Raw genomic sequence first — 23,609 nt, 5'->3', positions numbered from 1 at the left:
GTTGTCGGCGGGGGTGAGGAAGATGGTGGCGCCGGCTTCGCGGGCGGCGATCATCTTCTGCTGGATGCCGCCGATGGCGCCTACTTCGCCGTCGGGGGTGATGGTGCCGGTGCCGGCGATGAACTTGCCCTGGGTGAGGGAGCCGGGGGTGAGCTTGTCGACGATGGCGAGGCTGAACATGAGGCCGGCGGAGGGGCCGCCGATGTCGCCGACGCTGATGTCGATCTTGAAGGGGATCTTGAACTGGTCGGCGAGGACGATTCCGACGACGGCGCGTTCGCCGGTGGGGTCGGCGACGGTCTTGAGGGCGGCCCGGTGCTCTTTGCCGGCGCGCTTGTAGGTGACGTTGACGGTGTCGCCGATGTCGTGGGCGGACATGGCGTCGACGATCTGGGTGACGCTGGTGGCCTTGGTGCCGTCGACGGCGGTGATCTCGTCGCCGGGTTTGAGGACGCCGTCGGCGGGGCGGTCCTTCTGGACGTCCTCGATGACGACGCGGGTGGTGACGTCGATGCCGATTTCGCGCAGGGCGGCGGCTTCGGCGCTCTGCTGGGAGTTCTGCATCTGGCGGGTGTTCTCCTGCTCGACCTGCTTCTGCGACTCGTCCTTGGGGAAGATCGTCTCTTCGGGGACGACGGCGGTGTCGCCGTCGAGCCAGCCGGTCAGGGCGGTGAACAGGTCGATGCGTCCGCCGGGGCCGCCGCGGTAGGTGACGGTGGTGAAGTTGAGGTGGCCCTCGTCGGGGTAGGTCTTGCGGCCGTCGATCGTGATGAGCGGCCGGCCGTCGTCGTCGGTGCCGAGGGTGTTCTTCGTGGGTCCGGGTGTCAGCGCCACGTACGGCACCGGCATGACCGAGCCGACGACGGCGAGCAGGAGGACGATCACGCTCGCGACGGTGAGGGTGGCGGCACGACGGGACATGCCGGAAACTCTATGCGGTCGCGGGGATCAGCAGGCGCCGACCCATTCGTCCCCGCCGTCGGCGAAGGTCTGGTGCTTCCAGATGGGGACCTGCGCCTTGAGGTCGTCGATGAGCCGGCGGCCGGCGGCGAACGCTTCGGCGCGGTGCGCGCTGGAGGCGGCGACGATGACGGCGATGTCGCCGATGCGCAGGTCGCCGACGCGGTGCACGGCGGCGAGGCCGATGACGGGGTGGTCGGCGGCGACCTTCTCCATGACGGCGCGGAGCTGCTGCTCGACGGTGGGGTGGGCGCTGTAGGACAGGCCGGTGACGGCGCGGGCGTGGTCGTTGTCGCGGACGGTGCCGGCGAAGACGGCGATGCCGCCGGCGCCGGGGGCGCTGACGGCGGCGAACACCTCGTCGATGGACAGGGGCGTCTCGCGGACGCCGAGCAGCCGGATGACGCCGTCGCGGCCGGCACCGTCTGGGTCTACACCGTCGTGGGTCACAGTCCGCAGGTTACCCTTCGGCGGGTTCGTCCGGTTCGAAGGTGGCGGCGAGGGCTTCGGCGAGGGCGGGGACGAGGTCGGGTCCGGTGAGGACCTCGTCTTCGCTGTCGTGGCGGCGGAGCCGGAGGGCGGAGTGCCGGTTCCCGTCGCGGAGGACGCCGACGACCATGCGCACGTCCTCGCGTCCGGGGTGGGTCGCGGCGAACTCGGCGGCCTCGGCCTCGTCCTCGGGGATGTCGTCCTCGACCTCGGGCGGGAGGACGACCCGCTCCATGACGAGGGCGCATCCTTCGACGGCGTCGGGCCAGGCGATGGAGGCGAGGGCGCTCTCGACGCCGTCCCGCTCGGGGAGGGCGGGTTGTTCGAGTGCGGCTAGAGTGTCCGCATCGGGAGGCAGGCCGAGCTGATCGGCGAGGTCGGGTTCGGCGCGGCGCAGTTCGGTGCTGCGGACGAGCGCGTACAGCCGTGGCGCACCGTCCCAGCCCTCCTGGGCCGAATGACGTTCAAGATCTAGTACTACTTCTTCCAGAAGGCTCACGGGCCCATCTTCCCCGCATTCGGTGCGGGGAGGTGCGGGAACCCCCGCGTGAGTCGGTAAGTTGCATCTACAGGAACCGGCGGGCGGCCGGTGAGCGAGATCTCGATCGGAGGGGCCTCTTGACCTTCCGGACTCCCGGTTTCGGGCGCCGGCTCGGCACCGGACGGACACGGCTGATGCTGCCGATACTGGTGGTACTGGCCGTGTTGCTGACCGTGTTCTTGGTCTTCACGTCGGTCTATACGAACCTGCTGTGGTACCGCTCCATAGGGTTCTCGGACGTCTACAGGACCCAGCTCCAGGCGAAGGTGGTGCTGTTCTTCGGGGCAGGGCTGCTGATGGCGCTGGTGGTGGGCGCGAACGTCGCGGTGGCGTACCGGCTGCGGCCCGCCTACCGGCCGCTGTCGGTCGAGCAGCAGGGCCTGGAGCGCTACCGCGCGGTGATCGATCCGCGGCGCCGGCTGATCGCCTGGTCGATGCTGGGCGTGCTGGGCCTGCTGACGGGTTCGTCGGTGGCGGGCCAGTGGCCGGTGTGGCTGGCGTTCCTGAACCGGACGCCGTTCGGCGTGAAGGACCCGCAGTTCAACAAGGACGTCTCTTTCTACGTCTTCACCTATCCGTTCCTGCGGCTGATCATCGGCGTCGTCTTCGCGACGGTGATCCTGTCGATCGTGGCCGCGGTGATGGTGCACTACCTGTACGGGGGCCTGCGGCTGCAGGGTCCCGGCGACAAGGCGAGCCCGCCCGCGCGGGCGCACCTGTCGGTGCTGTTCGGCGTGTTCATCCTGCTGAAGGCCGTCGCGTACTGGTTCGACCGGTACGGGCTGGTGCATTCCGAACGGGGGGTGACGGCCGGCGCGTCGTACACCGATGTGAACGCGCTGATCCCGGCGAAGACGATCCTCGCGGTGATCGCGCTGATCTGCGCCGCGATGTTCTTCTCGAACCTGCTGCGCCGCGGGATGATGCTGCCCGGCGTCGGGTTCACGCTGCTGGTGCTGTCGGCGATCCTGCTCGGCGGGGTGTACCCGCTGCTGATCCAGCAGTTCCAGGTGAAGCCGGACGAGCTGGCCAAGGAGCGCGAGTTCATCTCGCGCAACATCGAGGCCACGCGCCGTGCGTACGGGGTGGACGGCGCGAAGGTCGTCCAGTACGGGCAGGAACCGGTCACGGACAAGACGAAGCTGCAGCAGGAGGCCGACCAGCTCGGCGGCGTCCGGGTCCTCGATCCGAACGTCGTGGGCGAGACGTTCCAGCAGCTCCAGCGGATCAGGCCGTTCTACCGGTTCCCCGACACACTGGACGTCGACCGCTACCAGATCGACGGGAAGCTGGTCGACACGGTGGTGGCGCTGCGCGAGCTGTCCGGGGCGCCGGAGGGGCAGCGCAGCTGGGTGAAGGACCGCATGGTCTACACGCACGGCTACGGGTTCGTGTCCGCCTACGGCGACCGGTTCGCCGGCGGCGGCGTGCCCGACTTCGTCACGAAGAACATGCCGGTCTCCCCCGAGCAGAAGATCAAGCTGGACCGGCCGGAGATCTACTTCGGCGAGCGCTCGGCGACGTACTCGATCGTGGGCGGGCGCGGCCAGCAGGAGCTGAACTACCCGGACAACAGCGAGTCGGGCCAGCAGAGCAACAACTACGACGGGCAGGGCGGCGTCGCGATCGACTCGTTCTTCCGCAAGCTGCTGTACGCGACGAAGTTCCAGGACAAGAACCTCCTGCTGTCCGGCGCGATCAACGACGACGCGAAGCTGCTGTACGACCGTTCGCCGCGGGAGATGGTGCAGAAGGCCGCGCCGTGGCTCACCCTCGACGGCGACCCGTACCCGGCGGTGGTGAACGGCCGGATCCTGTGGATCCTGGACGGCTACACGACGGCGAACAACTACCCGTACTCGGAGGAGACGAGCCTCGACGACGCGACCCGCGACACCATCACCGACACCCGGTCGGCGGTGGCGCGGCAGGCCGACGACCACGTCAACTACATGCGGAACTCGGTCAAGGCGACGGTGGACGCCTACGACGGCACCGTGCACCTGTACCAGTGGGACGAGAACGACCCGATCACCAAGACGTGGATGAAGGTGTTCGACGACACCGTCCAGCCGCGCTCGTCGATCCCGCCGGAGCTGGAGGCGCACTTCCGCTACCCGCAGGACCTGTTCAAGGTGCAGCGGAAGATCCTCGCGAAGTACCACGTCACGGACCCGTCGGCGTTCTACAACGGCGAGGGTTTCTGGGAGGTGCCGCAGGACCCGTCCGCGAAGGGCAAGCGGCAGCCGCCGTACTACCAGAGCCTGCGGATGCCGGGCCAGGACCAGGCGTCGTTCTCGCTGACGACGGTGTTCAACCCGCGCAACAACCCGCAGCTGGCGGCCTTCATGGCGGTCGGGTCGACACCGGGCCGCGACTACGGGCAGATCCAGATCCTGCAGATGCCGCGCAACGCGCAACCGGCGGGCCCGGGGCAGGTGCAGAACTCGTTCGAGACGGACACGCAGGTGAAGGCCGACCTGTTCGCGCTGAGACAGGGCGGCACGAAGACCGTGCCCGGCAACCTGCTGACGATCCCGTTCGGCGGGAGCCTGCTGTACGTCGAGCCGATGTACACGATGGCGGCGGGCGGCACGGAGCAGCAGCCGTACCCGATCCTCGGCAAGATCCTGGTGCGGTACGGCGACAGCATCGCCGCGGCGGACACTCTCGACGAGGCGCTGAAGCAGGTCCTCGGCGGCGCGACGTCGGCGCCACCGCCGACATCGGAGCCGGACGGGGACGGCGGTGACGGCGGGGACGCGCCGCCGCAGCTGAGCGCGGCCGCGCAGAAGGCGATCGGCGATCTGCAGAAGGCCGTGTCGGACTACGAGGCCGCGCAGAAGAACGGCGACTACCCGGCGATGGGCGACGCCTGGAAGCGGATCAAGGACGCGCAGGCGGCCCTGGCCGCGGCGGGCCAGGAGGAGCCGGCGTCCTCCCCGAGCCCGTCGCCCTCCCCCACCCCGACGGAGAACTAGCACGACGCACGAAGCCGGCTCGGCCCGCCTCCCCTCCGGAGGCGGGCCGAGCCGTTTCCACACCCGGTGCGCGAACCGCGAACCGCTGACGTGCGGCGGTCAGGAGGTCGTGCGGCGTTTGCGGGCTCGGCGGAGGGCCGCCGCGGCGCCCAGGGCGGCGACGGTGGCGCCGGCGGCGGTCGCGGTCGCCACGGTGGCCTCCTTGCCGCCCACGCGGCGTCCGACGACGGCGTGCCGGCCCGCGGTCTCCTCCATGACGGCGCGCAGCGCGGCCGCGTTGTCGTAGAGCGGTTTCCAGCCCGCGGCGCGGAGCCGGGCGCAGTCGACCGCCCAGGGGTAGGCGACATAGTGCAGGTCGGTGGCGGGGACCGGGGTCATGCCGAGGCGGTGCAGGCGCTGCGCGGTGCCGAAGGTGAGGGCGGCGGGGAGTTCGAACGTCCGCTTGCCGGTGATCTCGGTGACCTCGGCGGGGCCGAGCCAGCCCTCGCAGCCGACCGCGACGGGCCCCTCGACCTCGGCGGTGACGACGACGTCCAGCGCGGACGCGAGGTCCTCGATGTGGCAGAACTGCCAGCCGGGCGTGCTGCCCTTGACCGTCAGCAGGCGCGGCGCCTCGAAGTGGCGGGTGACGACGGTGTCGACGCCGGGCCCGGCGAGCGCGGCGGGGCGGACGACGGTGACGTCCAGCCCGGGGTGGGTGGCGGGCGCGGTCGCGGCCAGCTCCTCCATCTCCAGGAAGTCGCCGGCGACGCTGGCGTCGGCCTCGGCGAGCAGCGGCGCGTCCTCGGGGAGCGGGAGCTCGTTGCCGGGCGAGGCGCCGTACACCATCGTGGACGTGACGAGGACCACCCGGCGGACCCGGGCGGCAGCGGCGGCGGTCACCACGGTCTGGGCGCCGCGGACGTTGTGGGTGCGGCGGTCGCGGGGGGCGGCGTCCGGGGAGTGCTCGACGTCCAGGTTGACGAGCACGTCCACGTCGGAGAGCCGGCCGGGCAGCAGCGGGTCCCGGATGTCCACGACACGCCAGACGACCCCGGGCACGTCGCCGCGATGCGCGTCGATGGCGACGACCTTCCGGATCTCTTCCCGTTCGGCGAGCCGGGCGGCGAGCAGCCGCCCCGTCCCGGTGGCCGCGCCGGTGACTGCGACGACCGGGCCCTTGCTACGCCGAGGGCGAACCTTGCCCGTTACCACGGGGGTGCCCCCTTCCTTGTGTACGCGACCTTGCCGTGACCGGCTAACGTTGCGGATATGAGCCCATCATGCATCCCAGGGGCGATCCGATGAGTGACACTCCCTTCGGCTTCAACCGTCCCGGCGACGGAGACGACGACCGGCCCCAGGATCCATTCAAGGGCATGGGCGGCGACATGGCGCAGTTCGCCGACATGCTGCACCGGTTCGCGGACATGATCGGCGGGCAGGGTGCGGGCGGCGCGGGCGGCGGCCCCCTGAACTGGGATCTGGCCAAGAACATCGCGCGCCACCAGGTGGTGGAGCAGGGCGACCCGTCGGTCGTGGACACCGAGCGCCGCCAGGTCGAGGAGGCGCTGCGCCTGGCCGACCTGTGGCTCGACGAGAAGACGACGCTGCCCGCCGGCATCCGCACGCCGCAGGCGTGGAGCCGGTCCGAGTGGATCGAGCAGACGCTTCCGGTGTGGGCGAAGGTGTGCGACCCGATCGCGACCCGCATGGTCGACTCGATGGGCGGCGCGCTCGGCGGCGGCGAGATCCCCGCGGACATGCAGGCGATGGCCGGCCCGCTGATCGGGATGGTCAAGCAGATGGCCGGGGCGATGGTCGGCGGCCAGGCCGGGCAGGCGCTCGGCGCGCTGGCCCGCGAGGTGACGTGCTCGGCCGACGTGGGCCTGCCGCTCGCGCCGGACGGCGTGGGTGCGCTGCTGCCCGCGGGCGTCGAGGCGTTCGGGTCGGGCCTGGAGATCTCCGGTGAGGAGATCCGGCTGTACCTGGCGCTGCGGGAGGCCGCCCACCAGCGGCTGTTCGCGCACGTCCCGTGGCTGCGCTCGCACCTGCTGGGCGCGGTCGAGGAGTACGCCCGCGGCATCACCGTCGACCTGTCGGGCATCGAGCAGGCCGTCCAGGGCCTCGACCTCAGCAACCCGGAGGCGATCCAGGAGGCGCTCGGCGGCGAGATCCAGCTCCAGCCGGAGGAGTCGCCGCGGCAGAAGGCGGCGCTGGCCCGGCTGGAGACCACGCTCGCGCTGGTCGAGGGGTGGGTCGACACGGTGGTCAACGAGGCGGCGGACGGCCGCCTGCCCGGTTCGGTGAAGCTGGCCGAGGCGGTGCGCCGGCGGCGCGCGACGGGCGGCCCGGCGGAGCGGACGTTCGCGACGCTCGTCGGCCTCGAACTGCGGCCGCGCCGGCTGCGCGAGGCGGCGACGCTGTGGCGGACCCTCACCGACGTGCGCGGCGTCCAGGGCCGGGACGAGGTGTGGGACCACCCCGACCTGCTGCCCACGTCCGACGACCTCGACGACCCGGACGGCTTCGTGCACGGCCGGGAGGAGATCGAGGGCCTGTCCGACCTCGACCTGTCCGAGCTCACCAAGCCCCAGGAGGACGGGGAGCCCGGCGAGCCGGACGAGAAGGACGACAAGGACGGCGGCCCCGACGGTGGCCCCGACGGTGGCCCCGACGGTGGCCCCGGCGACGGCGGGCCCCGAACATGAGCCGCTCGCGTGAGTCGCGCGTGCACGGCTGCCGGTACTCGTCCGGATCGTCCATGAACGCGATCAGGCGCCGCATCCTGCGGTCGAGCCTGTGCTGGCACCGGCCGGTCGACCAGGAGCGACGGCGCCGCCACCCCGCCAACTCCCGCTACCCCCGCGTGGGCCGCACGTGAGGAAGGCGTCGCGCAAGGGACGCCGCCCGGACGCGAAGAGGGAAGTGGTCGCGGAGAGGGAAGCGGACGCGGGCACACCTGGAGAGGCGGAGACGCCTTCCTCCGGTGGGTCTTCCGAGGGCCGCTCCTTGGGCGCGCGGTCATTGACGCCGGGGTTCCTGTACGCCGATGCCGTGCGCGTCCTGTCGTCCTGGGAACCGCCCGATCCCGCGCAGGAGCAGACCAGGGCCGAGTTCCTGCGGCATCTGGAGGAGCATCCGGCGGAGGGGATGTGGCGGGAGTGCGCGGCCGGTCACATCACGGCCAGCACCGCCGTCCTCGACGCGTCCCGCGCCCGCGTGCTGCTGACGCTGCACGCCAAGGTCAAGGCGTGGCTGCAGCTCGGCGGGCACTGCGAGCCCGGCGACGTCACGCTCGCGGGCGCCGCGCTGCGGGAGGCGACGGAAGAGTCCGGCATCCGGGGCCTGCGGCTGCTGCCCGACCCGGTCCAGCTCGACCGGCACGCGGTCCGCTGCCACCCGCAGGGCACCTGGCACCTGGACGTCCAGTACGTCGCGATCGCGCCGGAGAACGCCCGGCACACGGTGAGCGACGAGTCGGACGACCTCCGCTGGTTCCCGGTGGACGGCCTGCCGGAGCCCACCGACGACGCGCTCCGCAGGCTCGTGGCACGGGCGGTCGCCCTGCTCGCCTGACCCTGTCCGCCTGGATCCCGGCGGTCTCAGCGGGTGAGCGGGTGGCCTTCGAGGAGGGCGCGGGTGTTCTCCCAGCCTTCCAGGCCGGGGTCGAGAAGCCGCAGGTCGTCGACGGTGCGGAGGCGGTGCCAGGCGGGTCCCTGCGGGACGAGGCCGGGCCGCGGCGCGGCGGCGCGGAGCCGGTCCAGCGCGTCGGGGGTGTCGAGATCGACGTCCCGGAGGGCGGTGGCCAGCCAGTCGGGGAGCGGCAGCCGCGCGGCGAGGGCGACGAGCCCGTCCGGCCCGGCGGCGCCGTCGGCGCGGCAGGCGGCGGACGGGGCGCTGCCGAGCGCGCGGAACAGCTTGCCGATCAGCAGCGGCGGCAGGTCGGGCGCGTCCGGCGCGACGAGCGCTGCGGCGGTGGCGCCGCGGGCGTGCAGCGCCGCGAACGCGCCGGCGAGGGTCGCCTCCCGGACGATCGGCGTGCCGGGCCAGGTCACGGCCTCGGCGTCCGGCTGGTCGGGCGGGTCCAGGACGAGCGCGGACGTCACCAGTTCGAGCCCGGCCACGACCTCGTAGGTGTCTTCGAGCAGGGCGAGGCGGAACTCGTCGGGGTCGATGCCGGGCGGCACGTCCGTCCGGCGGCCGGGCCGCGACAGCACCGCGGCGAACCGCGACGACGCGCCGGGCGCCGTGTCCGGGCCGTCGGTCACCCGGCGACCTCGCGCGGGTACTCACCGCTGGGGTGCAGCCCGTCGCCGTGGTGCATCCGCCGGGGCTCGGGCTCGAAATCGCCCTCGGGCGCGTCCGCCTCAAGGGGCAGGTGCGCGGCGGCGGCGACGCCCTCCAGGTAGCCGCGGGCGCGGTCGGCCTTCGGGTAGTTGCCGACGAGTTCCCAGAAGTCGGCGCCGTGCCCGGGGATGAGCAGGTGCGCGAGCTCGTGGACGAGAACGTAGTCGACGACCCAGGCCGGCATGCCGCGCAGCCGGGTGGACAGCCGGATGGTGCGGTCGTCGGGCGTGCACGAACCCCAGCGGGTGCGCTGGTTGGCGACCCAGCGGACGCTGACGGGGTCGGCGCGTCCGGCGAGGTAGCGGCGGGACAGGTCCCGGGCCCGCGCCTGCAGGTCGGCGTCGGTGGGGCGCCGGCGACGCTCCCGCTCCGCGAGCCGCTCCAGGATGGTCGCGACCCACTGTTCCTCTTCGGCCTTGCTCAGCCTGGACGGAACCATCACCACCACCTTGTCGCCGTCGCGGTAGGCGGACACGGTTCGCCGGCGTCTGGCGCTTCGGCGGACCTCAACGTTAGGGGGCACGCCTGAACGGTACTCGAAAATTTGCGCGCCCCATAGAGGGTGTTTGACGTCGTCGCAGGTCAGCGCCTACGTTTTAAGCGGCCGCTTATGGGTGGGTCAAGCCGCGGGCGGCAGCCTCAGCGGGGTCACCCGCCGGTGAACCGCGGGCTGCGCTTCTCGCGCTGCGCCGCGAGCCCCTCCAGCATGTCCGGGGACGCCATCGTGACGGGCTGCGCGAGCGACTCCCAGCGCAGCGCCGACTCCATGTCGGGGTGGCCGCCGTTCGCCAGCGCGACCTTCGTGAACCGGGTCGCGACCGGTGCCTGCGCCGCGACGCGTTCGGCGACGGCGAGCGCCTCGTCAAGCACCTCGCCGCGCGGGACGGCGCGGTTGACGAGCCCCGCGCGTTCCGCCTCGTCGCCGGTGAGCACCCGTCCGGCCAGCAGCATCTCGCGGGCCAGCGGCAGCCCCGCCACCTCGGGGAACAGCCAGGTGGCGGCCATCCCGGGGTGCAGCCCGAGCGCGGTGAACGGGGCCAGGAGCTTGGCGTCGGACGCCGCGTACCGCAGGTCGCAGGCCAGCGCGAGGCACAGCCCGGCGCCGACCGCGTGCCCGTTGACGGCGGCGATCGTCGGCACCTCGAGGTCGCGGATCGCGAGCCACGTCCGGTAGAAGGTCAGCATCCGGTCGCGCAGCGCGGGGACGGCGATGGCGTTGGTGTCGGCGAGCCAGGAGAGGTCTCCGCCGGAGGTGAACGCGCTGCCCGCGCCGGTCACCACGACGCAGCGGACCCGCCGATCGGTGCGGAGCTCCGCCATCGCCGACTTCCAGGCGGCGGTCATCTCGTCCGTCATCGCGTTGCGGCGGCCGGGGTCGTTCAGCGTCACGACGACGACGCCGTTCGGACGGCGTTCGACCGGGAGCACGTCGGCGATCTCTTCGGACATGGTGCGCACCGTACCGTGCGGCCCCCCGGCCGCGGCCGCCGGACCCCCGCGACGCCGTCCTCACAGGGCGTGAGAAAGCGCACACTTACCATGTTTTCGCAGGTCGGGACGGTGCACCGATGGGGGCACCGACAATCGTTACTGGTGATTGTGGCGTGAACGACAGTCGATCACCGACAATGGAGCCCGTGAGCGATCTTCCCCGCCGCGCGGTGACGCGGTCAGCAAAGCTGGCTTCCCTCCCCATCGGGTTCGCGGGACGCACCGCCCTCGGCATGGGGAAGCGGACCTTCGGCAAGCCCGCCGAGGCGGTCGCCACGGAGATCCAGCAGCGCACCGCCGAGCAGCTCTTCAAGGTGCTCGGCGAGCTCAAGGGCGGGGCGATGAAGCTCGGCCAGATGCTGTCGATCTTCGAGGCGGCGCTGCCGCCGGAGATCGCCGGCCCGTACCGCGCCACGCTGACCCGGCTGCAGGAGGCCGCTCCCCCGCTGCCCGCCGCGACCGTCCACAAGGTGCTGGCGGAGTTCCTCGGCGAGGACTGGCGAGACTACTTCGACTCCTTCGACGACGAGCCCGCCGCCGCGGCGTCCATCGGCCAGGTGCACCGCGCCGTCTGGCACGACGGCCGCGCCGTCGCCGTCAAGGTGCAGTACCCGGGCGCCGGGAAGGCCCTGCTGAGCGACTTCAACCAGCTCGCCCGGCTCGGCCGGATGTTCGGCGTGCTGATGCCCGGCCTCGACGTCAAGTCGATGCTCGCGGAGCTGAAGGAGCGCGTGGCCGAGGAGCTCGACTACACGATCGAGGCCGAGTCCCAGATGACCTTCCGGGCGGCCTACGCGGACGACCCCGACTTCTACATCCCCGAGGTCATCGCGCAGGACGGCAACATCCTGATCAGCGAGTGGATGGACGGCACCGCCCTCTCGAAGATCATCAGCGAGGGGGACCAGGAGACCCGCGACCACGCCGCGCTGCTGTACTGCCGCTTCCTGTTCTCCGGCCCGAAGCGGTCCGGAATGCTGCACGGCGACCCGCACCCCGGCAACTTCCGGCTGCTGGAGGACGGCCGGCTCGGCGTCCTGGACTTCGGCGCCGTCGACCGCATCCCCGGCGGGTTCCAGCAGCGGCTCGGCCTGCTGCTGCGGATCGGCACGATGGCCGACATCGACGAGATCGAGGAGGCGCTGCGCCGGGAGGACTTCATCCGCGCGGGCGTGGAGATCGACGCCGAGTCGCTCCAGGCGTTCCTGGCCCCGGTGACCGAGCCGTTCGTCACCGAGACGTTCAAGTTCAACCGCGAGTGGCTGCGCGACATGGCCGCCCAGGTCACCGACCTGCGGCCGTCCAACGTCGTCCGGCAGCTCAACCTGCCGCCCGACTACGTGATCATCCACCGGGTGCTGTCCGCGGGGACCGGCGTGCTGTGCCAGCTGGAGTGCGAGATCCCGGCCCGCGCCGAGGCGCTGAAGTGGGTCCCGGGCTTCGCGGACGACGAGGACGGAGAGCTCGTCTCAACCTGAGCCGAGCGGCCGGCGACGGCCGGTCCGCGAGAAAACGCCGGGACCCCGCGCACTGATGAGGTGCGCGGGGTCCCGCTGTTCGCACGCCCGGTGAAGTGGGTCACCGGACGCGCTCCATGCGCCCGCCGGGAGGCCCGCCGCCCGCCAAACCATCCAAGAAGGACGGGCGGCGGCCTGCTACCGACGCGGGCTCAGTGCCAGTGCGGCTTCGGTTCCCGCATGCGCGTCCCGCCGGCCGCGGCCGGCGCCGTCGGCGCGAGCAGGACGCGCCGCACGCGCGACGCCCTCGTCTCCGCGTCGCGGCGCGCCCGCCGCAGCACCCGCACGCGGGCGGCCAGCTCGCCGGACACGGTGCCGGACATCCGGTCCTGCGGCAGCTCCTCGTTGAGCACGGTCACGTCGACCGCCGTCGTGTCGAGCATTGGCATTTCGAGCACGGTCATGTCGTCTTCGCCGGGAACCCGGCGTGTGCGGATCTCTCGTTGCTCGACGGTCATGGTGTTCCCCTCCGTCCGGAGGCGCGGTCCCCGCGGAGACCGCGCCTCCGGGTTCGCGGCGGTCGCCGGCCGCTCGCGCGGCCGGCCTCCGCTCACGCGGTCACGTCCTCCGGCCGCGGGTGCTTGCGCGGGCGGCCACGCGGCCGCTTGCGCGGCACGATCACACCGCGGACGAACAGCTCACCGCCCCAGACGCCCCAGGGCTCCTTGCGCTCGAGCGCACCGGCGAGGCACTCCCTGCGCAGCGGGCACTCCAGGCACAGGGCCTTGGCGAGCTCGACGTCGGCGGGCGCCTCGGCGAAGAACAGCTCCGGGTCGGTCCGGCACGGAAGTGTGAGGTCCTCCTCGCTCACTGCGAGAGCCCCCAGCATCACAGTCACCCTTGTTCCTCTCGTTGGATCTCAACGGGCGTGTCGGTGGGTTGTCTGGACAAAGAAGAAGGCCGCGGATCCGGTGTCTGGATCCGCGGCCTGGGGGCTTGCCGGCCTGCTGCTAGGCCGGTCGCCTCCAGGGGTACGGACCCGACACGCCACCCGTGAAGGTGACGCCCACGTGGGCCGTGGCCGGAGCCGGGACGGTCGCGTCCTCGATCAGGTGGTCGAAGACGATGCGTCCCAGGTCGTCCTGGATTCGCTGCGCGAGGTGCGCTTCACTCGGGTTGACGCCGCGCTCGCCGCTCATGCCGAGGGACTCGCGCAGGCGCACACCGGAGTCCGCGGAATACGCGGCGGGGGCACCGGAGATCGAGTTGCCAGGGCAGGCGGCGGTCCAGGACTGCGCGGATTTCGTCAACATGCTGATCACCGGACTGCACACCACCTCTCTGGCTACTCGGGCCGCACTCGGAGATCTGCAAGATCCACCGACGGCCGTGTTGATTGCTCGCGTTCGAGAGTACGGGGACTCCGTGCGATCAACAACCTATTTTTGACCTGCGATTTCGTGGCGGAGTTCACCTTTTTCCCGCGGAACCCGCGGGTCCCGGGAGGCGTCGAACCTCTCGGGGAAGCTCCGCGAATTCAGTCCCGCGGGGAGTCCGCGACGCGGATGAGCCCCTCCTGCATGACCGATACGACCAGCTCACCGGACCTGGTGAAGACCTGGCCGCGGGCCAGTCCGCGGGCGCCGCCGGCGAACGGGGTGTCCTGGTAGTAGAGCAGCCAGTCGTCGGCGCGGAACGGCCGGTGGAACCACATCGCGTGGTCGAGGCTTGCGCCCATCGTGCGCTTGTCGCCCCAGGCGAGGCCGTGGTTGAGGAGGACGGTGTCCAGCAGCGTCATGTCCGAGGCGTAGGTCATCAGGCACACGTGCAGGAGCGGGTCGTCCGGCAGGTCGCCGTCGACCTTCAGCCACACGATCGACTCCGGCGAGACCAGCGACGGGTCCTCCGCCGCCTCCCAGCTCAGCGGCGTGGCGTGCCGGATGTCGAACGGGCGCCGGGTGACGAACTGCCGCGCGCCGACCTCGCCGAAAAGGGGGGTCAGCCGGGTCAGGCCGTCCGGCAGCGACTCGGGCGCGGGGGCGTCCGGCATCGCGGCCTGGTGGCTCGGGCCCTCCTCGACGATCTGGAACGACGCCGACAGTGTGAAGATCGCCTTGCCGTGCTGGACGGCGGTGACGCGCCGCGTCGTGAAGGACCGGCCGTCGCGGACCCGGTCGACGGTGTAGACGATCGGGACCAGCGGATCGCCGGGGCGGATGAAGTAGGCGTGCAGGGAGTGCACCGGCCGGTTGGCGGGCACGGTCCGGCCGGCGGCGACGAGCGCCTGCCCCGCCACCTGCCCTCCGAAGACGCGCTGCCGCCGTTCCTCGGGGCTGCGGCCCCGGAAGATGTCGTTCTCGATCTGTTCGAGGTCCAGCAGGTCGAGCAGTTCCTTCAGAGAGTCCTTCACGGCCGCCAGTCTTCCGTATCCGCTGTCGTGAGCGAGGTCTCACCCCGGGGTCAAGGGCCGCACAGATCCAGGACCGCTTCGCCGTACTTGTCGAGCTTGACCTTTCCGACGCCGGGGATCCGGGCGAGGTCCTCCATCGATTCGGGGCCGTGCTCGGCGATGGCCTGCAGCGTCGCGTCCGTGAACACGACATAGGCGGGGACCTTCTGCTCCGCCGACACCCGGGCACGCCATTCCTTGAGCGCGATGAGGAGCTCCTCGTTCAGTTCGGACGGGCAGTCCTCGCAGCGGCCGAGCTTGCGCTCGACGGCGGCGGTCAGCGGCCGCCCGCACACCCGGCACGGCAGCGGCCCCTTCGCGGCGCGGCGCTTCGTCCGGTCGGCGCGCGCCGGGGTGTGCGTGGTGGTCTTGCCGGTCAGGCCGCCCAGGAACCGGGACGGGCGGCGGTGCCGCGCGCCGCCCGGCGAGCGCGACAGCGCCCACGACAGCGACAGGTGGACGCGCGCCCGGGTGACGCCCACGTACAGCAGCCGGCGCTCCTCCTCGACCTGCGCGGGCGTCTCCGCGTAGATGATCGGCAGCGTGCCCTCGACGAGCCCGACGAGGAACACCGCGTCCCACTCCAGGCCCTTGGCGGCGTGCAGCGACGCCAGGGTGACGCCCTCCAGCGGGGGCGCGTGCTGGGCGGCGGCGCGCTCCTCCAGTTCGGCGACGAAGTCGGGGAGGCCGGCCTTGGGGTTGTCGGCGGCCATGTCCTCGGCGAGCTGGGCCAGTGCGGCGAGCGACTCCCAGCGGGCGCGGGCCGCCCCCGCCCCCTCGGGCGGCCGGTCGGAGAACCCGGCCCCGGACAGCACGTGCCGGACGGTCAGGATCAGCCCCGTCCCGTCAGTCTCCGCGTCGGCGCCCGCCCGCGCCGCGCCGCGCAGCCGGACCACCGCCTCGCGGACCTCGGGCCGCTCGAAGAACCGCTCGGCGCCGCGCAGCACGTAGGGGACGCCCGCGGCCGCCAGCGCCGCCTCGTACGTCTCGGACTGCGCGTTGATCCGGTACAGGATCGCGATCTCCCGCGCGGGGACGCCCTCCTCGATGAGCTTGCGGGCCCGCCGCGCCGCGTCGTCGGCCTCGGCGACCTCGTCGTCGTACTCGTTGAACACCGGCTCGGGGCCCTGGTCGCGCTGCGCCACCAGCTCCAGCCCGTGGCGGATCGCGCCCTCGCCCCGCGCCTGCCCGATCACACCGTTCGCGAGCCGCACCACCTGCGGCGTCGACCGGTAGTCGCGGACGAGCTTGATGACCTTCGCGTCCGGGTGGTCGCGGGTGAAGCCGAGCAGGTGGGACGGGGACGCGCCGGTGAACGAGTAGATCGTCTGGTTGGGGTCGCCGACGACGCACAGGTCGTCGCGGTCGCCGAGCCAGGTGTCGAGCAGCATCTTCTGCAGCGGGTTGACGTCCTGGAACTCGTCGACGACGAAGTACCGGTACTGCTCGCGGACCTGGTTCGCGACCTCCCGGTGCTCGGTGAGGACGGCCGCGGTCAGCTCCAGCATCCCCTCGAAGTCGAGGAGGTTGCGCTCCCGCCTGAGCTGCTCGTACATGGCGTAGACGCGCGCGACGTCCACCACGTCGGCGGGGGCGCGGCGGCCCGCCCGCGCGACGGCGGCGGGGTAGTCCTCGGGGCGGTGCTGGGTGACCTTCGCCCACTCGATCTCGCTGGCGACGTCGCGCAGCTCGGTGCGGCCGAGGGACAGCCGGCACGCCTTCGCCGCGTCCGCCACCAGCGCGATCTTGGAGTCGATGATCCTGGGCGGCTCGCCGCCGACGACGCGCGGCCAGAAGTAGGTGAGCTGGCGCAGCGCCGCCGCGTGGAACGTCCGCGCCTGCACGCCCGGCGCCCCGAGCTGCCGCAGCCGGCTGCGCAGCTCGCCCGCCGCCCGTGTGGTGAACGTCACGGCCAGCACCCGCTGCGGCGTCACCACTCCGGTCAGCGTGGCGTAGGCGATGCGGTGCGTGATGGCCCTGGTCTTGCCCGTCCCGGCGCCCGCCAGCACGCACACGGGGCCCTTAACCGCCTCGGCGACCGCCCGCTGTTCGGGGTCGAGTCCCTCCAGCACCGACTCAGCCAACATCCCCCCATACTCGCAGCCCGCACCACCCGCATCACCCGGCACGCGGAACTGTGGACGGCGAGGAATGCGGACGCGGCGTCTACTGTTCACCGGAGAGCGAATCGTACGAACGAACGAGGGAGACGACGGAGCGATGGCGACGCCGACGACCGACCGGGCCAAGGGCCCGACCGGCCAGCTCACCATGTACACGACGTCCTGGTGCGGGTTCTGCCGGCGGCTGAAGAGCCAGCTCGCCCGCGACGGCATCGAGATGGTCGAGGTCGACATCGAGCGCGACCAGGAGGCCGCGAACTTCGTCATGAGCGTGAACGGCGGCAACATGACCGTTCCGACCATCGTCTACCCCGACGGTTCCGCGGTCACCAACCCCAGCGCCAAGGCGGTCAAGGCGAAGCTCGCCTCCCTCGCCTGAACCGTCCCCGGGAGCCCGGCATCCGATGAGGCTGCCGGGCTCGCGCCTGTCCGGGGTCAGAAGTCGGGCATCTTCGGGAGGTCGCCGCCGTACCAGCGCATGATGAGCTGGGCGGCGATGGACAGCGGGCCGGGCGCGACGATGTCGCCGGCCTCGATGGCCTCGCGCAGCTCGCCGCGGGTGTACCAGGCGGCGTCCGTGATCTCCTCCGGGTCGGGGGACAGCGGGACGTCGCCGTCGGCCTTCGCGGTGAAGCCGAGCATGAGGCTCTGCGGCAGCGGCCACGGCTGGCTGCCGAGGTAGCGGACGTCCCGGACGGGCACCCCCACCTCCTCCTTCACCTCCCGCGCGACGGCCTGCTCCAGCGACTCCCCCGGCTCGACGAAGCCGGCGAGGATCGAGCGGCGGTCGGCGGGCCACTGCGGGCCGCGGGCCAGCAGGATCCGGTCGGCCTCGTCGGTCACCAGCATGATCACCGCCGGGTCGACGCGGGGGAAGTGCTGCGACTCGTCCTTCGGGCAGACGCGCATGTGCCCGGCGGACGCCGGCCGCGTCTCGGTGCCGCAGCGCGGGCAGTACCGGTTGCTGCCGTGCCAGTGCTCCAGCGCCACGGCGTGGGTGAGCAGGCCGGAGTCGCGGTCGTCGAGGAGCGCGCCGACGCGGCGGAGCCCGCCCGGCCGGGTGCCCTCGATCTCGGGCAGCGGCCCGGACGTCCCGAAGTAGGCGGTGCCGTCGTCGTCGACGCCGAGGAGCCAGCGGTCACCGTCCGGCGCCCACTCCGGCGGAACGAGGGCGAGCGCGGGACGCGGCTCGTAGGACACCGGCGCGCGGCCGTCCTCCACGACGAGGACGCGGGTCCCCGGGTCCGCCCATGCGGCCTCCAGCCATGCGTCGTCGCGGCGGTGCAGGGCGACCCTGTCCAGGGTGCCGCGCGCGAGCGCCAGCCATTCCAGCGGCCCTTCGGTCAACGTTCCGCTCCTCTCCCCCGGGTGTCAGCGCAGCGCGGCGGCGAGTTCTTCCCACAGGTACGCCGCGGCCTCGGCGCCCTTGAGGAGCAGCGGGATCTCGACCTTCTCGTTCGGCGCGTGGATGCGGTCGCCGTTGAGCCCGACCGCGACGAAGACCAGCGGGGCGCCGAGGATGTCGGCGAGGTCGGCCTCGGGGCCGCTGCCGCCCTCGCGGGTGAACAGCACCTCGGTGCCGAACGCCCGTTCCATGGCGCGGCGCGCGGCCTTGACGCCGGCGGAGTCGATCGGCGAGAAGCACGGCCGGACGCCGCCGCCGGAGAGGCGCACCTCGGCCTCGACGCCGGGCGGCGTGCGCCCGGCGACCCACTGCCGGAACGCCTCCTGGACCTTGCCGGGGTCCTGCCCGGCGACGAGCCGGAACGAGATCTTGGCGTGCGCGTCGCGGGGGACGATGGTCTTGCCGCCGGGCCCGGTGTGCCCGCCCCACATGCCGTTGATCTCGGCCGTCGGGCGCGCCCAGATCCGTTCGAGCGTGCTGTAGCCCTTCTCGCCGTGCGCGGCGCGGCTGTCGCCGGCGGCCCGCAGCCACGCCTCCTCGTCGAACGGGAGGCGCGCGAAGAGGGCCCGTTCCTCGTCCGTGAGCGGGACGACGTCGTCGTAGAAGCCGGGGAGGGTGACGCGCCCGTCGGCGTCGTGCAGCCCGGCGAGCAGCTCCGCCATCGCGTGCAGCGGGTTCGGCACCGCGCCGCCGAACGAGCCGGAGTGCAGGTCGGTGGACGGGCCGCGGAGCGTGACCTCGGCGTCGGTGAGGCCGCGCATCCCGGTGCACATGGAGGGGACGTCCGCCGCCCACATCGTCGTGTCGCTGATGACGACGGCGTCGCAGGCGAGCCGCTCCCGGTGCTCGCGCAGCAGGTCGGCGAAGTGCACCGACCCCGACTCCTCCTCCCCCTCCACCAGCAGCTTGATCGTGACGGGCGGCGCCTGCCGCCCGGACGCGGCGAGCAGGGCGCGGATCCCGAGGGTGTGGAAGAAGACCTGCCCCTTGTCGTCGGACGCGCCGCGCCCGATGAGCCGGTCGCCCTTCTCGACGGGCATGAACGGGTCGGTGTCCCACTCGGTGAGCGGTTCGACCGGCTGGACGTCGTGGTGGCCGTACACGACCACGGCTGGGGCGCCGGGGTCCTCCGCGGGCCATTCGGCGTAGACGGCGGGGAGGCCGGGCGTCTCCCAGATCTCGACTGCCGGGAAGCCCTCGTCCCGCAGGTGCCCGGCCAGCCACTCGGCCGACTTCCGTACGTCCCCGGCGTGCGCCGGGTCCCCGGAGATGGACGGGATCGCCAGCCACTCCTTGAGGTCGGCGACGAACCGGTCTCTACCGGCCTGAATGTGCGCGACTATGTCGTTCACCCGCATGCCCCTTCGCATGTGTACTGTCAGGCACTGTAGGTCACCCGTCCCGCGGAGCCGCCTTGATTCTCATTGATCCGCCGCTGTGGCCGGCGCGCGGGCGCGTGTGGTCGCACATGGTCAGCGATGTCTCCTACGAGGAGCTGCACGCCTTCGCGGCGGAGTTGGGCATGCCGCCGCGGGCGTTCGAGCGCGACCACTACGACGTCCCTTCGGAGCTCTACGAGGCGGCGGTGTCGCTGGGGGCGCAGGCCGTCGGCTGCCAGGAGCTGCTTCTGCGGCTGACCGCGGCGGGGCTGCGGCGCCGGAAGGCCGTCCACCTCAGGCGTTGAGGAGCTTCAGTTCCGTCTGGATGTTCTTGCGCGCGCGTTCTTCGAAGCGTTCGCGTGCGGCGGGTGTGTGGAAGAGCCTGGGCAGTGCCAGGAGGCCGTTGAGCACTTGGGCGCGTCCCGCTTGGAAGAACTCGTCCGGCACGAACGCGTACTCCTCGCGGACGGCGGCGGCGTAGGCGGCGTACTCGTCGGGGGACGCGCCGAGGATCGCGAGGTCGGCGTCGCAGAGGACCTGGCCGTCCCGGTCGTCCTCTTCGGGCGCGTGGGTGGTGGTCAGCTCGATCAGGCGGACGACCTGCTCGATGTCGGTCTCGCTGAGGTCGGTGTCGGCGAGCATGCGGGCGGCGAGGCGGCCGCTGCGCTCCTCGTTGTCGGCGCGCTCGGGGTCGTAGACGGCGTCGTGGAACCAGGCGGCGAGGCGGACGAGGCCCGGGGACGCGGCGTGCCCGGCGAACTCGTCCACGAGGTCGAGCACCGCGGTGAGGTGCTCGCGCGTGTGGTAGCGGCGGTGCGGCTCGCCGTAGCGCTTGTCCAGCTCTGTTCCGATATGCCGGGTGTGCGGCCCCGCGAGCGCGACCCACCGGTCGACGAGATCCATGACCCCATCCTGACGGATCGCGGAACGGGCCGGGACACGCATGTCATCGTTCTTGCATGCGGCCCGGCGCCCCCTATGATGATCACTCCGAGTTAGGCAAGGCTTACCTCACCTGGAAGGGCCTGTCGTGGCCGCCTCTCTCCACCTCGTCGCCGGCAAGGCGACCGACTCGGTGACGCACGGGTTCCTGCCCGCCGCCGCGCGCCTGGGGCTCGACGTGACACTGCTGACCGACCGTCCGGCCGCCGCTCACGGGTTCGACGGGCCGGTCGTCGAGTGCGGCGTCTCCGACTTCCGGGAGATCATCGCCGCGGTCGAGGCCGGGGCCGCCGGTGGGGACGGGCCCGCGGCCGTCTTCTCGAACAGCGATTTCCTCCAGGCACCGGCTGCGCTGGCAGCGGCGTACTTCGGGCTGCCGGCCAAGGATTGGCGGGCGGCGACCCGCGCGAAGAACAAGGGCCTCATGCGGCGGCATCTGGCGCCCGTCGATCCCGTGTTCTCGGCGGACGCGCGCCGGGTGCCCGAGAACGCGCCGTACCCGCTCGTCGTGAAGCCGCGTGAGGGTGTGGCAAGCGAGGACGTGTTCCTCGTACAGGACGCCGCGGAACTGGCCGCACGCGTGAAGGAAATCGCGGCACGGCGGGACGACCCGCTGGTGGCGGAGCAGTACCTTCCCGGGCGGCTCCACACGCTGGAGACACTCGGCGATGGGCGGGAGATCCGCGTCCTGGGGTCGTTCCTAACGACCGTTTCGCCGCCGCCCTTCTTCGTTGAAGAGCGCCTGGAGTGGGCGGAGCCGCCGCCGGAGACGCCACAGGTGTTGCGGCAACTGGAGGCCCTGGGGATCGGGTTCGGTGCGTGTCACACGGAGTTCGTCGTCCACGAGGGGCGCGCCCACATCATCGAGGTCAACTACCGGCTGATCGGTGACCACTGTGACTTCCTTCTGGCCGACCTGCTCGGCGTGCCCCTGTTCGAGCAGATCCTGAAGGTCCACCTGGGCGAGCCCCTTGCGGACTGGCAGGTTCCCGGGCGGCGGCACGCCGTCGCCGAGCCCGTCATCGCCGACCGGTCCGGCAAGCTCACGGCGGCTCCCGGCCCCCTCCAGATGGAGGACGGCCCAGTACGGCTGTCCTACCGGCCGCAGCGCGAAGTGGGAGACACGGTCACGGTCACCCGCACCAACCGCGACTACCTGGGCACGGTCCGCGCCATCGGCCCTTCGGCGGACCAGGTGGACGCCGCGCTGGCGCGCTTCCGTGCCGCACACGACTGGACGATCGCGTGACCGGCGACGACGTCGAACGCCGGCTGGCGGCCCGTGTCCTCACGGCGCTCCTGCGCGAGAACTACGCCGGGCTGCACGACCGCGTCGAGCACCGGACGCTGGAGGTGCCGGGACGTTCGGTACGCCTCATGGACGCGCGTCCGGCGTTCCTGTCCGACCTCGTCGTGGACCCGGCGCAGGATCTCCGGCTCCGCGACGTCTTCGCCGCCGTCCACGCCCTGGCGGACCCGCGCGACGACGTGGCGGCCTTCGAGCGGGAATGCCTGGACGCCCTCGCGGCCATGAGGCTCCACGACGACGCGCGGGCGGCGGTGCACCGGCGCCTGGCGCGCATCCCGGACGGGCTGCGCCGCGGCCCCGGCACGTTCTACGAGACCCTCGCCGCCTACAACGACCATCCCGTGCATCCGGCGAGCCGCGGGCGCGCGGGGCTGTCCCTGGCCGATCTGGGCCGCTACGCGCCCGAATTCGCGCCGTCGTTCCCGCTGCGGTGGGCCGCGGTGCGGAACCCGGCGCTCGCGGGGCCGCTCCCGGGCTGGTGGCCGGCCCCCGCCGACGTGGGGCTGGCCTCGCTCGCGGACGGGTCCGCGCTGTTCCCCGTCCATCCGCTGGCGGCGCGGCAGGTGGGCGGGCACCCCGGCGCGGTCCTCGCCCCGGAGCCGTACCTGCGGGTCGCCCCCACGCTGTCGATGCGGACGGTGGCGGCCGCGCCGCTCGGCCACCTGAAGATGCCGCTGCCGACCAGCACCCTCGGCGTGCGCAACCGCCGCACGATCAGGCCCGGCACCCTTCCGGACGGCGCGCTCGTCGAACGCCTCCTGCGCCGCGTCCTCCAGCGGGAACCCGCGCTGCCCGTGCTGCTCGCGGACGAGCAGACCTACGGCCACGCGCACGATCCTCTCCTCGCCTACCTCGTGCGGCGATTCCCGCCCGAGACAGCGCGCGCACACATCGTCCCCGTGGCGGCGCTGCTCGCCGAGGCCCCGGACAACGGCTACGTCATCGAACGCTGGGACGTCGAGCCGCTTTTCGACACCTACCTGTCGGCCCTGTTCTCGTGGAACGTCACGCTGTTCCGCTATGGCATCGCGCTAGAGGCGCATCAGCAGAACGTCGCCCTGGTCTTGGACGACTCTCCGCTCCGGCTTCTGGTCAAGGACAACGACGGGGCGTTGATCAACGCGTCCCGGCTCCGCGAGCGGCTCCCGCCGTCCCCCGGCACGGATCCGCGCGACCTCGTCGACCGCCGGATGACGACCGATGACGACGAGGCGCTCGCCCGCGTCTTCGTCACCATCACGCTGCACCTGTGCGCCGCAGCCCCCGCTCTGGGTCTCGCCGAACGCGGCCTCCTCCCATGGGGCGCCGGCCGCGCGATGATCCGCGAACGGCTCGACGAGGCCCTCGGGCCGGACGACGCGTTCCTGCGCGCCCGCACGCTCGACGCGGACACGCTGCCCGCCAAGGCCATGGTCACCGCCGGAACCCTCGTCGACAAGGCGCGGACCGGCGCTGCCGACATCAACAAGCACTACGGCCCGCCGGGCCCGAACTACTTGCGGGCCCCACATGCCCGTGATCCCGCTCCCACCGACCGCACCAATCCACCGACCACGCCACGGGACCCGACGTGCTGCTGACAGAACCCGGCACCGCCGCCGACGACGCCACCTCGACCGCGCTGCTCAACTGCCTGATCCGGGAGGTCTGCGCGCCCGAGCAGCAGGTGCGGCCGGACGGCGCGCACCTGGTGGCCCGGCTGCCGCGCGCGGGCGTCGTGCTGCGCACCGGCCTGGCCCTGTCTCTTATACACA

At 72.3% G+C, this 23,609-nt stretch carries 24 protein-coding genes and 1 pseudogene; 10 read left to right on the top strand and 15 right to left on the bottom strand.

The features are described from left to right. From E1266_RS21080 to E1266_RS21070, 3 genes are all read right to left on the bottom strand, one after another. The coding region (locus E1266_RS21080; RefSeq protein ID WP_132049518.1) for a PDZ domain-containing protein at window positions 1–921 on the bottom strand (921 nt) is incomplete at its 3' end. Window positions 922–948: 27 nt separating this feature from the next. Next, entirely contained in the window at window positions 949–1,362 is a 414-nt protein-coding gene (locus E1266_RS21075; protein WP_132049524.1) for a molybdenum cofactor biosynthesis protein MoaE, read from the bottom strand. A gap of 58 nt (window positions 1,363–1,420) precedes the next feature. Further along, on the bottom strand, window positions 1,421–1,948 hold the full coding sequence (locus E1266_RS21070) for a PPA1309 family protein (RefSeq protein WP_132049516.1): 528 nt from the start codon (window positions 1,946–1,948) through the stop codon (window positions 1,421–1,423). Between the two features lie 119 nt (window positions 1,949–2,067). Here E1266_RS21070 and E1266_RS21065 point away from each other — a divergent pair, with 119 nt between their 5' ends. Beyond that, window positions 2,068–4,971 (top strand): UPF0182 family protein, encoded by a 2,904-nt coding sequence (locus tag E1266_RS21065; RefSeq protein ID WP_132049514.1) that lies wholly within the window; start codon window positions 2,068–2,070, stop codon window positions 4,969–4,971. 99 nt (window positions 4,972–5,070) lie between these two features. Here E1266_RS21065 and E1266_RS21060 read toward each other — a convergent pair whose 3' ends face one another. Next, window positions 5,071–6,165 (bottom strand): NAD-dependent epimerase/dehydratase family protein, encoded by a 1,095-nt coding sequence (locus E1266_RS21060; protein ID WP_132049512.1) that lies wholly within the window; start codon window positions 6,163–6,165, stop codon window positions 5,071–5,073. 89 nt (window positions 6,166–6,254) lie between these two features. Here E1266_RS21060 and E1266_RS21055 point away from each other — a divergent pair, with 89 nt between their 5' ends. From E1266_RS21055 to E1266_RS21050, 3 genes are all read left to right on the top strand, one after another. Then, on the top strand, window positions 6,255–7,661 hold the full coding sequence (locus E1266_RS21055; protein WP_132049510.1) for a zinc-dependent metalloprotease: 1,407 nt from the start codon (window positions 6,255–6,257) through the stop codon (window positions 7,659–7,661). Then, on the top strand, window positions 7,658–7,834 hold the full coding sequence (locus tag E1266_RS38125; RefSeq protein WP_165966151.1) for a hypothetical protein: 177 nt from the start codon (window positions 7,658–7,660) through the stop codon (window positions 7,832–7,834). Before E1266_RS21055 ends, E1266_RS38125 begins: the two co-directional genes overlap by 4 nt. Before the next feature lie 173 nt (window positions 7,835–8,007). After that, on the top strand, window positions 8,008–8,529 hold the full coding sequence (locus E1266_RS21050) for an NUDIX hydrolase (protein ID WP_132049508.1): 522 nt from the start codon (window positions 8,008–8,010) through the stop codon (window positions 8,527–8,529). 26 nt (window positions 8,530–8,555) lie between these two features. Here the strand turns inward: E1266_RS21050 and E1266_RS21045 are convergent, their stop codons facing one another. The 3 genes from E1266_RS21045 to E1266_RS21035 all read right to left on the bottom strand — a co-directional run bounded on the left by E1266_RS21045 (window position 8,556) and on the right by E1266_RS21035 (window position 10,749). Continuing rightward, window positions 8,556–9,221: a hypothetical protein gene (locus E1266_RS21045; protein ID WP_243718673.1), complete on the bottom strand. Its 666-nt coding sequence runs from the start codon at window positions 9,219–9,221 to the stop codon at window positions 8,556–8,558. Continuing rightward, window positions 9,218–9,775 (bottom strand): M48 family metallopeptidase, encoded by a 558-nt coding sequence (locus E1266_RS21040; RefSeq protein WP_132049506.1) that lies wholly within the window; start codon window positions 9,773–9,775, stop codon window positions 9,218–9,220. The genes E1266_RS21045 and E1266_RS21040 overlap by 4 nt, the downstream gene beginning before the upstream one ends. 173 nt (window positions 9,776–9,948) lie before the next feature. Then, window positions 9,949–10,749 (bottom strand): enoyl-CoA hydratase-related protein, encoded by an 801-nt coding sequence (locus E1266_RS21035; protein WP_165966150.1) that lies wholly within the window; start codon window positions 10,747–10,749, stop codon window positions 9,949–9,951. A 188-nt stretch (window positions 10,750–10,937) separates the two neighbouring features. Between E1266_RS21035 and E1266_RS21030 the strand changes: the two genes are divergently transcribed. Further along, a complete protein-coding gene (locus E1266_RS21030) occupies window positions 10,938–12,269 on the top strand; it encodes an AarF/ABC1/UbiB kinase family protein (RefSeq protein ID WP_165966149.1) in 1,332 nt (443 codons plus the stop codon). A gap of 191 nt (window positions 12,270–12,460) precedes the next feature. Here E1266_RS21030 and E1266_RS21025 read toward each other — a convergent pair whose 3' ends face one another. From E1266_RS21025 to E1266_RS21005, 5 genes are all read right to left on the bottom strand, one after another. After that, window positions 12,461–12,766, bottom strand: coding sequence for a hypothetical protein (locus E1266_RS21025; protein WP_132049502.1), 306 nt, complete (start codon window positions 12,764–12,766; stop codon window positions 12,461–12,463). Between the two features lie 92 nt (window positions 12,767–12,858). Beyond that, a complete protein-coding gene (locus E1266_RS21020; protein WP_132049500.1) occupies window positions 12,859–13,137 on the bottom strand; it encodes a WhiB family transcriptional regulator in 279 nt (92 codons plus the stop codon). Window positions 13,138–13,258: 121 nt separating this feature from the next. Then, window positions 13,259–13,561, bottom strand: coding sequence for a hypothetical protein (locus E1266_RS21015; RefSeq protein ID WP_132049498.1), 303 nt, complete (start codon window positions 13,559–13,561; stop codon window positions 13,259–13,261). Window positions 13,562–13,785: 224 nt separating this feature from the next. Next, the gene (gene tesB, locus E1266_RS21010) at window positions 13,786–14,658 is read right to left on the bottom strand and encodes an acyl-CoA thioesterase II (RefSeq protein WP_132049496.1); all 873 of its coding nucleotides are present in this window, start codon (window positions 14,656–14,658) and stop codon (window positions 13,786–13,788) included. A gap of 50 nt (window positions 14,659–14,708) precedes the next feature. After that, window positions 14,709–16,784, bottom strand: a complete 2,076-nt coding sequence (locus E1266_RS21005) for an ATP-dependent DNA helicase UvrD2 (protein WP_132049494.1) — start codon at window positions 16,782–16,784, stop codon at window positions 14,709–14,711. A gap of 133 nt (window positions 16,785–16,917) precedes the next feature. Here E1266_RS21005 and E1266_RS21000 point away from each other — a divergent pair, with 133 nt between their 5' ends. Continuing rightward, a complete protein-coding gene (locus E1266_RS21000) occupies window positions 16,918–17,199 on the top strand; it encodes a mycoredoxin (RefSeq protein ID WP_132049492.1) in 282 nt (93 codons plus the stop codon). Between the two features lie 56 nt (window positions 17,200–17,255). Here E1266_RS21000 and nudC read toward each other — a convergent pair whose 3' ends face one another. Further along, complete coding sequence (gene nudC / locus E1266_RS20995; protein WP_132049490.1) at window positions 17,256–18,167, bottom strand: NAD(+) diphosphatase; 912 nt, start codon at window positions 18,165–18,167, stop codon at window positions 17,256–17,258. 24 nt (window positions 18,168–18,191) lie between these two features. Further along, on the bottom strand, window positions 18,192–19,577 hold the full coding sequence (locus tag E1266_RS20990) for a dipeptidase (protein ID WP_243718671.1): 1,386 nt from the start codon (window positions 19,575–19,577) through the stop codon (window positions 18,192–18,194). 62 nt (window positions 19,578–19,639) lie between these two features. Between E1266_RS20990 and E1266_RS20985 the strand changes: the two genes are divergently transcribed. Continuing rightward, window positions 19,640–19,909 carry a DUF4031 domain-containing protein gene (locus tag E1266_RS20985; RefSeq protein ID WP_132049487.1) on the top strand — a complete coding sequence of 90 codons (270 nt, stop codon included), beginning with the start codon at window positions 19,640–19,642 and terminating at the stop codon, window positions 19,907–19,909. Here E1266_RS20985 and E1266_RS20980 read toward each other — a convergent pair. Then, window positions 19,899–20,507 (bottom strand): HD domain-containing protein, encoded by a 609-nt coding sequence (locus E1266_RS20980; protein ID WP_132049485.1) that lies wholly within the window; start codon window positions 20,505–20,507, stop codon window positions 19,899–19,901. The two genes, E1266_RS20985 and E1266_RS20980, sit on opposite strands and share 11 nt — an antisense overlap. A gap of 127 nt (window positions 20,508–20,634) precedes the next feature. Here E1266_RS20980 and E1266_RS20975 point away from each other — a divergent pair, with 127 nt between their 5' ends. The 3 genes and pseudogenes from E1266_RS20975 to E1266_RS20965 all read left to right on the top strand — a co-directional run. Continuing rightward, a complete protein-coding gene (locus tag E1266_RS20975; protein WP_132049483.1) occupies window positions 20,635–21,795 on the top strand; it encodes an ATP-grasp domain-containing protein in 1,161 nt (386 codons plus the stop codon). Next, a complete protein-coding gene (locus E1266_RS20970) occupies window positions 21,792–23,435 on the top strand; it encodes an IucA/IucC family protein (protein ID WP_132049481.1) in 1,644 nt (547 codons plus the stop codon). The genes E1266_RS20975 and E1266_RS20970 overlap by 4 nt, the downstream gene beginning before the upstream one ends. Further along, window positions 23,426–23,609: pseudogene (locus E1266_RS20965) on the top strand (IucA/IucC family protein); the annotation flags it as partial. The gene E1266_RS20970 and the pseudogene E1266_RS20965, both read left to right, overlap by 10 nt.

It is taken from the genome of Actinomadura sp. 7K534 (assembly GCF_004348575.1).
GTDB classification, from domain to species: domain Bacteria; phylum Actinomycetota; class Actinomycetes; order Streptosporangiales; family Streptosporangiaceae; genus Spirillospora; species Spirillospora livida.
Note: the sequence above shows the minus strand (reverse complement) of the source record. Positions and strands in the feature narration are given on the sequence as shown.

Bases quoted from the DNA above. Each gene is read 5' to 3' on its own strand.
- E1266_RS21055 (WP_132049510.1), top strand. From the start codon at position 6,255: ATGAGTGACACTCCCTTCGGCTTCAACCGTCCCGGCGACGGAGACGAC.
- E1266_RS38125 (WP_165966151.1), top strand. From the start codon at position 7,658: ATGAGCCGCTCGCGTGAGTCGCGCGTGCACGGCTGCCGGTACTCGTCC.
- E1266_RS21035 (WP_165966150.1), bottom strand. From the start codon at position 10,749: ATGTCCGAAGAGATCGCCGACGTGCTCCCGGTCGAACGCCGTCCGAAC.
- E1266_RS21025 (WP_132049502.1), bottom strand. From the start codon at position 12,766: ATGACCGTCGAGCAACGAGAGATCCGCACACGCCGGGTTCCCGGCGAA.
- E1266_RS21020 (WP_132049500.1), bottom strand. From the start codon at position 13,137: ATGCTGGGGGCTCTCGCAGTGAGCGAGGAGGACCTCACACTTCCGTGC.
- E1266_RS21015 (WP_132049498.1), bottom strand. From the start codon at position 13,561: ATGTTGACGAAATCCGCGCAGTCCTGGACCGCCGCCTGCCCTGGCAAC.
- E1266_RS21005 (WP_132049494.1), bottom strand. From the start codon at position 16,784: ATGTTGGCTGAGTCGGTGCTGGAGGGACTCGACCCCGAACAGCGGGCG.
- E1266_RS21000 (WP_132049492.1), top strand. From the start codon at position 16,918: ATGGCGACGCCGACGACCGACCGGGCCAAGGGCCCGACCGGCCAGCTC.
- E1266_RS20980 (WP_132049485.1), bottom strand. From the start codon at position 20,507: ATGGATCTCGTCGACCGGTGGGTCGCGCTCGCGGGGCCGCACACCCGG.